Genomic DNA, 7,359 nt, shown 5'->3' with positions numbered 1-7,359 from the left:
TCCGCGACGAAAGTAAATTCAATAAGCTGACCGACCTGGCAGACGCCCGTTTCGGGTATAATGACAAGCTGTCGCAATCCGGCTTCGCGGCCTTTTACTATCAAATGAAAACAGATGCGCTTTTGCCCTGCGCCCTCCACCACTAGATGAAAACCGGATCCCACCGAAAATCCATTCAGGCCGTCGCTGATGGCACGGTCGATGTAGCGGCAATCGATGCTGTGAGTTGGGAATTGGCAAAACGGCATGAGCCCGCCGCTGCCACCCTGCGTGTTATAAAAACAACGAACCCGACACCGGGACTTCCCTACATCTCGGCCCGGCGTTCGGCGCGTGACGTTGATCAAATCCATCTCGCGGTGATTGACGCAATGGCGTCACTGGAAGAAAGCATTCGGGAGGATCTCTTGCTTATGGGCTTCGCCGCGACGCAAGATACGGATTACCAGATTATCAAGAACAGATACGAAATCATCACAGCCGCCCCGACAATTACAATCTAGGTTGACGTCAAGCCAATAAAAAAGGCCCGGAAGTCAGACTTCCGGGCCCCTGAAATATTATTTCACTTACGATTTATAATCGTATTTGCCGTCTTTCCATTCATACCAGACATAGCCCGGCAGGGTAACATCGCCCTTGTCATCGAAGGAGAGCTTGCCCAGAACTGTATCAAATTCGCCAGTATTGAGCGCTTTGATAACAGCTTGTTCATCAACGGATTTAGCTGCTGTAGCGGCTTGCGCCCATGCCTGCACGGCGGCATAGGTGTAAAGAACGTACCCTTCAGGCTCGATCCCCTTTGCACGGAATTTCTCCACCAGGTCCTCAACGCCCGCATTTTTACGGGGGTCCGGAGAGAAGGTCATCAACGTACCTTCGCCGGCGTCACCGGTGATTGACCAATATTCATTGGTCACCAGGGCATCGCCGGAAACGAGCTGGGTTTTCATGCCCTGATCCCGCATCTGCCGGACAATCAGGCCAGCTTCTGTGTGATAACCGCCAACATAGGCGATATCGATATTTTCCTGTTTCATCTTCGAAACAAGTGCTGTGTAATCCTTTTCGCCAGCTGTATAGGCTTCATACATTTGTGACTTGCCGCCAGCAGCTTCCATGGATGCCTTGGTTTCATCGGCCAGACCTTTACCATATGCGGTCTTGTCTTGAAGAATGGCAATTTTCTTGCCTTTTTTGCTTTCTTCAGCGAGATATGCACCGGCAACCTTACCCTGCTGGTCGTCCCGTCCGCAGACGCGGTAAACATTCGGTCCGCCTTCGTCGGTCAGCTTCGGGTTGGTTGAGGCCGGGGAAATCTGAATGATCCCTTCCTCTGTATAAACTGCAGAGGCAGGGATGGATGAGCCGGAGCAGAAATGGCCTGCCATAAAGACAACGCCCTTCGACACCATCTGGTTGGCTACAGCCACAGCCTGTTTCGGATCGCACGCATCATCGCCAATTTCAAGGCTCAGCATTTCACCATTTACGCCGCCCGCCGCGTTGATATCCTCAACGGCTTGTTCAGCACCAGCCTTCATCTGGGCTCCGAAACTTGCATACTGGCCGGTCATCGGACCCGCCGTTGCAATCTTTATATCCGCAAGGGCAGCGCCCGTGCTGAACATCATGCCCATCGACAATGCCGATACAGCAAGAAGAATTTTTTTCATCTATAATACTCCCAGTTCCAATTTGTGTGAAATCTTACAACTCACGCTAAACTCCATGAAACCATATCATCCTTGCAAAGTCATTGTCTTGCGATTTCAAAGAATCTACGCAAGAATATTACCTATCATTGCTTTTCCCGCCAAGTAAACGGGCCGGACCGGACATAGAGCCAGCGATATTGAGCGACCATTTGACTTACACGTGTCAAGCGATAACCCAATAGAGAAATGCCGATTAACACCAGCGTGTCGACGACATAATATTGTAGTGACAGCAACGTTCCCTCAAACAAGGCAAAATGAAAGAAACGAACAGCCAATCCCAATAACAGCATATAAAAAATAAGTTGAGGCACCGGACGCCAGTTTGACGCGAGCGACCGGCCGGCAAGATACCCCGCACCTCCTCCGATAATCACGGTCACAAACAGGAAGGTCGTGAAACTGTTCTCCCAGAATATACCCATTTAATGTGCTCCCCCCTCAAGATAGGCAGCGCGCACCTCTTCGCTGGCGAGCAATTCTTTGCCTGTCCCGCTGATGGTAATTTCGCCGTTAACCATCACATGTCCCCGGTCGGCAAGCTTCAGGGCATGATAGGCGTTCTGTTCAACAAGGAAAACGGTCAGGCCGTCCTTTTCATTCAGTTCCCGGATAACCTCAAAAATCTGCCTTACCACCAGAGGGGCCAGCCCGAGCGACGGCTCATCCAGCAACAATAACCGGGGGCGCGCCATGAGCGCCCGTGCGATCGCCAGCATTTGCTGTTCGCCACCGGAAAGCGTGCCGCCGCGCTGGTCCTTGCGCTCCTTCAGTCGGGGAAATAATTCGAAGGCACGCGCAAGATCCTCGTCAAAATAGGTAGGGTCAGACGTCGTCGCGCCCATCATCAAATTTTCGGTAACCGTCATCCGTCCAAAAATCCGGCGCCCTTCCGGTGACTGGGCGATATTCATCCGCGTAATTTCATGGGTCGGCATATTGGTGATATCCTGACCATCGAATATGATCTGCCCCCGCGCCGCCCTTGGGTCACCGCAGATAGTCATCATCAGCGTTGATTTTCCGGCACCATTTGCCCCAATAAGGGTTACAATCTCGCCAGGATTTACATCAAGTGACACCCCTCTAAGAGCCTGAATTTTCCCATAGAAGGTTTCAACATTACGAATTTGGAGAAGCGGCTGACCGGTCATGAGGTTACCCCCTCAATCTCTTGTTCAACGCTTTCAACTTCCTCATCATCGACCCCGAGATAGGCCGCGATGACCTTTGCATCACTCCGAATTTCCTCGGGCGTTCCGTCAGCAATCTTCTTGCCATAATCAAGAACGACAATATGGTCGGAAATACCCATGACCACATTCATATCATGCTCGATCAACAATATGCCCGTGCCGCGTTCCTTGCGGATGAACAAAAGCAATCTATTCAGTTCCTCTGACTCTCGCGGGTTCAGGCCGGCCGCCGGCTCATCAAGGCAGAGGAGGATTGGCTTTGTACACATCGCACGAGCAATTTCCAGCTTGCGCTGATCCCCATAGGGAAGATCCCCTGCCGCATCGTCGGCGCGTTTTGTGAGCCCTGTCTGTTCCATCCAGTATTTTGCCAGCTCTATCGCCTGCTTTTCGGCTTTCTTGTAGCTTTTAAGCCCAATGATACCGCCGAACGTGAAACCCGAGGCCAGCATCAACGGGTTATGCTGCCCAACCATCAGGTTTTCAAGAACGGTCATGCCGCTAAACAGTCGAATATTCTGAAACGTACGGGCAACTTTCGCAATTTTCGGAATCTTGAAATCATCCATGCGCTCAAGCAGAAATTTCTTCCCATCCTCATGATGGGTCGTTATGCGGCCTTCTGTCGGTTTGTAAAAGCCTGTTATACAGTTAAAAACAGTTGTTTTACCCGCACCATTCGGTCCGATTAGCGCTGTAATGTCATGGCGGCCGACATCAAAAGACAGGTTATCCACGGCCAGTAATCCGCCAAAACGCATATTGAGATGCTCAACGGTCAGCACCGGTTTCTCGATTATTGCCGTCATGTCAGTGTCCTTCCCCTTGAGCAACCATATCCGAAGACACGGTTTTCCTCTCTTTAAGGAAAATCGAGGGAATACGTGTCGAAATCAGGCCGCGCGGACGCCAGATCATGATAAAGACCATGGCAAGCCCGAAAATCAACATGCGATACTGCTCAGCCTCTCGGAACACCTCAAATCCACCGATCATGACAACCGCGGCAATGACCACTCCTATTTGGGACCCCATGCCGCCCAGGACGACAATCGCAAGAATGAGGGCGGACTCGATGAAAGTGAAACTTTCCGGCGAGATGAACCCTTGCCGCGTAGCAAAAAACGAGCCTGCAAAACCGGCAAACATGCCCCCTGTGGCAAAGGCGGTGAGCTTGACCGTCGTCGTGTTCAGCCCCAGGGACCGACAGGCGATCTCGTCTTCACGCAACGCTTCCCAAGCGCGGCCAATTGGTAATCTGCGCAACCGGTTAGTCACGAAATTCGTGAGCAGCGCCAGCGCGAGAATGAGGAAATATAAAAAGACAATGCGATGAATGGATGAATATTCCAGTCCGAAAATATCGGCGAAACCGCCTTCACTGCGGTTAAACGGGATCCCGAAAAAGCTTGGCCGGGGTATTCCTGAAATACCATCGGGGCCCCCGGTAAACTGGTACCAGTTGAGGAGAACAATCCGAATGATTTCCCCAAAAGCAAGGGTGACGATCGCAAGATAGTCACCGCGTAACCTGAGGACCGGGAAACCCAGGATTATCCCCCAGAAGGCTGCAAGGATGCCCGCGAGCGGCAGGCACATCCAGAAAGAAAATCCGAAATATTGGGCTAGCAACGCATAGGAATAGGCACCAATTGCATAAAAGGCAACATAACCAAGATCAAGCAAGCCGGCGAGGCCGACAACGATGTTCAATCCCCAGCCTAGCATCACATAGGTCAAAATCAGGATACTCATATCAAGGAGATATCGGTCTGTGAACGGTAAAAAAGGAAAAACAAGGGCAAATATGAGGAGCGTAGGCGCAAATCCCTTACCTATTTTAGACATTATTCCGGCGACATTATGCTTCAGGCTACCCGGCAGAACCTGGGTTGGCTGACCTGCCGACCTGCTCCAGAACAACAACCACAAAAGAAGCCGGCCAAGAACAACGGTCGCAATGATGTAAAATGCCACATCAAATCGGGTGATGAGAGCAAGCCCCCCTTCAACCGTTACGGTTTTAAAGGCAACAGTAGAGCCGAATATGGCTGTTGCCAGCAACGCCGTTACCACGAGGTCCTTCCCGACTTTCTTGAAATCAAGATGCCAGCGCGACTTTACGACTTCGTTCTTGATATCCGTCATTATACTTTCTCGACCTCCGGCTTACCGAGTAAGCCTTGCGGCAGAAAAATGAGGACGATGGCCAGCATTGAAAATGCCGCAACGTCCTTGTATTCGATGGAGAAATAGGCCGACCAGAACGTCTCAATCAGGCCAATCACAAGCCCCCCCAGCATTGCCCCCGGCAATGACCCGATCCCTCCAAGAACTGCCGCTGTGAACGCCTTGACACCGGCAACAAAGCCGATGAAAAAATCGATCACACCGTAGTAAAGCAGAAACATCAACCCGGCGACCGCCGCGAGGGCAGCCCCCATCACGAATGTCATCGAGATGGTCCGATCAACATTAATGCCAAGCAGGGAGGCCATCTTGCGATCCTGCTCACAGGCGCGCTGAGCCCGGCCGAGAGAGGTTTTGGCGATTATCAGCGAGAAAACCGTCATCAGGACAACTGTGACCGCGATAATCATGATCTGCATATTTGATATCTGGACGACAAAACCGCCGTTTGCATCCACCCGCTCCATAATCGTATAGCCACCGGTAATTATCGGCTGCAACGGCTTTACCCGGGCACCTTGCGTAATCTGGATGTAATTCTGAAGGACGATTGAAACACCAATCGCGGTAATCAGCGGGGCAAGCCGGAACGATCCCCTGAGCGGCCTGTACGCCATACGTTCCAGCGTCCAGCCGAATACCGAGGCAATAACCATCGCGCTCGCCAGGACCAGGATAAGCGCCACTATCGTCAGCCCTAGCCCCGTGGAAACAGTCAGGCCCAGCGCTGTGATGACAATAAGCGCAATAAACGAACTGACCATGAATACATCGCCATGGGCGAAATTAATCATGCCGATGATCCCGTAGACCATCGTATAGCCAATTGCGATCAGACCATAAATTGACCCCAGCGTAATGCCGTTGATCAATTGCTGTACAAAATATTCCATCAAGCTCCCCCCCTTGACAATAGTCGTTCAATAAAACCGACCGCGCCAATAAATTACCCGTCCGGTAATCTCACACCGGCAACATTAGCACAACAGCTTTCCTTCCACAGATCTGCTGCGCAGATAATTTTTAATACCGTATTCCAGTCAATTGGCCTGCGCAAGAGAGTTTCGCGCGCTTAGCGCTTTCATTTATAGAATCTTTATCTGCCGAATACTCTCTTTCATGTATTTACGGCATCAAAAACAAGCGGATTATATAGGCCACGGCACCAACAACCGAAACCCCCAATATCCACAGACCAACAAACCACACCCATTTTTGCAGCAAGGGTCGCATCAGTGATATCCACTATTCGGGTCGACCTTCCCCCGGAACACCCAGTAACTGTAAGCAGTATAAGCAATAATCATTGGGATCAGAAACACTGTTCCAACGAGCAGGAAGCCCAGGCTCTTGTCCGGCGCCGCAGCCGCCCAGATGGTCAGATCAGGCGGAACCATACGGGGGTAAAAACTGATGCCGATACCGACGTAGCAAAGGAAAAATATCCCGTGAGCAGCAAAAAACGGGCGTTTGTCATGATGCCGTTTCAGGCCTAAAAACATAATCACGGCACAAACTGCAAGCAGGAAGGGGACGATGACGCTGAAAACGAGATTGCCTCCCTCAAACCAGCGATGGTGATATTCTGCATCGAGGAAAGGGGTTACAAGACTGACCAGACCGATAAGCGCCATTGTCAGAAACCCTGATATCATTGCAAATTTGCGGGCGAATATCTGTAGCTCCCCTTCTGTTTTCATCACCAGCCAAGTAGCGCCAAGCATGACATATCCAACAACAAGTGCTCCTCCCGTCAGGAGGGAAAACGGCGTCAGCCAGTCAAGACGGCCCCCAGCGAAACTTCTGTCAGCAACTTCGATACCCTGAATCAGCGCTCCGAGGCAGACCCCTTGCGAAACCGCTGCCAGAAGCGAGCCGAAGGCAAACGAGCGGTCCCACCAAATCCGGTTGCGGTCAGATGCCCGCCAGCGAAACTCAAACGCCACACCCCGGAAGATCAGGCCGAGAAGCATCGCGATTATGGGAACGTAAAGTGCCGGTAAAACCACGGCATAGGCGAGCGGGAAAACTGCGAGCAGTCCTCCGCCGCCCAGTACGAGCCAGGTTTCGTTTCCGTCCCAAATCGGTGCGACAGAGTTCATCATCAAGTCCCGATGCTGCAATTTCTCCGGCGCAAAAGGAAACAGGATGCCAACGCCAAGGTCAAATCCATCAAGGGAAACATAAGCAAGAATAGCAAAGGCAATAATGGCCGCCCAGATGAGAGGTAAATCAAGTTCCATTCTTTATCTCCT

Annotated in this window: 8 protein-coding genes; 1 reads left to right on the top strand and 7 read right to left on the bottom strand. The window is 51.5% G+C overall.

All coding sequences use genetic code 11. The features are described from left to right. Positions 1-146 precede the first annotated feature (146 nt). Positions 147-503, top strand: coding sequence for a phosphate/phosphite/phosphonate ABC transporter substrate-binding protein (locus ACESNI_RS01700; RefSeq protein WP_373084377.1), 357 nt, complete (start codon positions 147-149; stop codon positions 501-503). A 66-nt stretch (positions 504-569) separates the two neighbouring features. On the opposite strand, the gene ACESNI_RS01695 is transcribed toward ACESNI_RS01700, so the two are convergent. The 7 genes from ACESNI_RS01695 to cydB all read right to left on the bottom strand — a co-directional run bounded on the left by ACESNI_RS01695 (position 570) and on the right by cydB (position 7,347). After that, a complete protein-coding gene (locus ACESNI_RS01695; RefSeq protein WP_373084375.1) occupies positions 570-1,676 on the bottom strand; it encodes a branched-chain amino acid ABC transporter substrate-binding protein in 1,107 nt (368 codons plus the stop codon). A 125-nt stretch (positions 1,677-1,801) separates the two neighbouring features. Then, positions 1,802-2,143 (bottom strand): DUF6867 family protein, encoded by a 342-nt coding sequence (locus tag ACESNI_RS01690; protein ID WP_373084373.1) that lies wholly within the window; start codon positions 2,141-2,143, stop codon positions 1,802-1,804. Continuing rightward, complete coding sequence (locus ACESNI_RS01685) at positions 2,144-2,872, bottom strand: ABC transporter ATP-binding protein (RefSeq protein ID WP_373084371.1); 729 nt, start codon at positions 2,870-2,872, stop codon at positions 2,144-2,146. Continuing rightward, entirely contained in the window at positions 2,869-3,723 is an 855-nt protein-coding gene (locus ACESNI_RS01680; protein ID WP_373084369.1) for an ABC transporter ATP-binding protein, read from the bottom strand. Before ACESNI_RS01680 ends, ACESNI_RS01685 begins: the two co-directional genes overlap by 4 nt. 1 nt (position 3,724) lies before the next feature. Then, positions 3,725-5,062 carry a high-affinity branched-chain amino acid ABC transporter permease LivM gene (gene livM, locus ACESNI_RS01675; RefSeq protein WP_373084367.1) on the bottom strand — a complete coding sequence of 446 codons (1,338 nt, stop codon included), beginning with the start codon at positions 5,060-5,062 and terminating at the stop codon, positions 3,725-3,727. Beyond that, positions 5,062-5,997 carry a branched-chain amino acid ABC transporter permease LivH gene (locus tag ACESNI_RS01670; RefSeq protein ID WP_373084365.1) on the bottom strand — a complete coding sequence of 312 codons (936 nt, stop codon included), beginning with the start codon at positions 5,995-5,997 and terminating at the stop codon, positions 5,062-5,064. Before ACESNI_RS01670 ends, livM begins: the two co-directional genes overlap by 1 nt. Before the next feature lie 339 nt (positions 5,998-6,336). Continuing rightward, positions 6,337-7,347, bottom strand: a complete 1,011-nt coding sequence (gene cydB, locus ACESNI_RS01665) for a cytochrome d ubiquinol oxidase subunit II (RefSeq protein WP_373084363.1) — start codon at positions 7,345-7,347, stop codon at positions 6,337-6,339. Positions 7,348-7,359: the final 12 nt, after the last annotated feature.

This window comes from Sneathiella sp. (genome assembly GCF_041689005.1).
Taxonomy (GTDB): Bacteria; Pseudomonadota; Alphaproteobacteria; order Sneathiellales; family Sneathiellaceae; genus Sneathiella.
This window is presented reverse-complemented; position numbering and strand designations above follow the sequence as displayed.

Coding starts and splice junctions, on each gene's coding strand:
- ACESNI_RS01680 (WP_373084369.1), bottom strand. CDS start 3,723: ATGACGGCAATAATCGAGAAACCGGTGCTGACCGTTGAGCATCTCAAT.
- cydB (WP_373084363.1), bottom strand. CDS start 7,347: ATGGAACTTGATTTACCTCTCATCTGGGCGGCCATTATTGCCTTTGCT.
- ACESNI_RS01700 (WP_373084377.1), top strand. CDS start 147: ATGAAAACCGGATCCCACCGAAAATCCATTCAGGCCGTCGCTGATGGC.
- ACESNI_RS01690 (WP_373084373.1), bottom strand. CDS start 2,143: ATGGGTATATTCTGGGAGAACAGTTTCACGACCTTCCTGTTTGTGACC.
- livM (WP_373084367.1), bottom strand. CDS start 5,062: ATGACGGATATCAAGAACGAAGTCGTAAAGTCGCGCTGGCATCTTGAT.
- ACESNI_RS01695 (WP_373084375.1), bottom strand. CDS start 1,676: ATGAAAAAAATTCTTCTTGCTGTATCGGCATTGTCGATGGGCATGATG.
- ACESNI_RS01670 (WP_373084365.1), bottom strand. CDS start 5,997: ATGGAATATTTTGTACAGCAATTGATCAACGGCATTACGCTGGGGTCA.
- ACESNI_RS01685 (WP_373084371.1), bottom strand. CDS start 2,872: ATGACCGGTCAGCCGCTTCTCCAAATTCGTAATGTTGAAACCTTCTAT.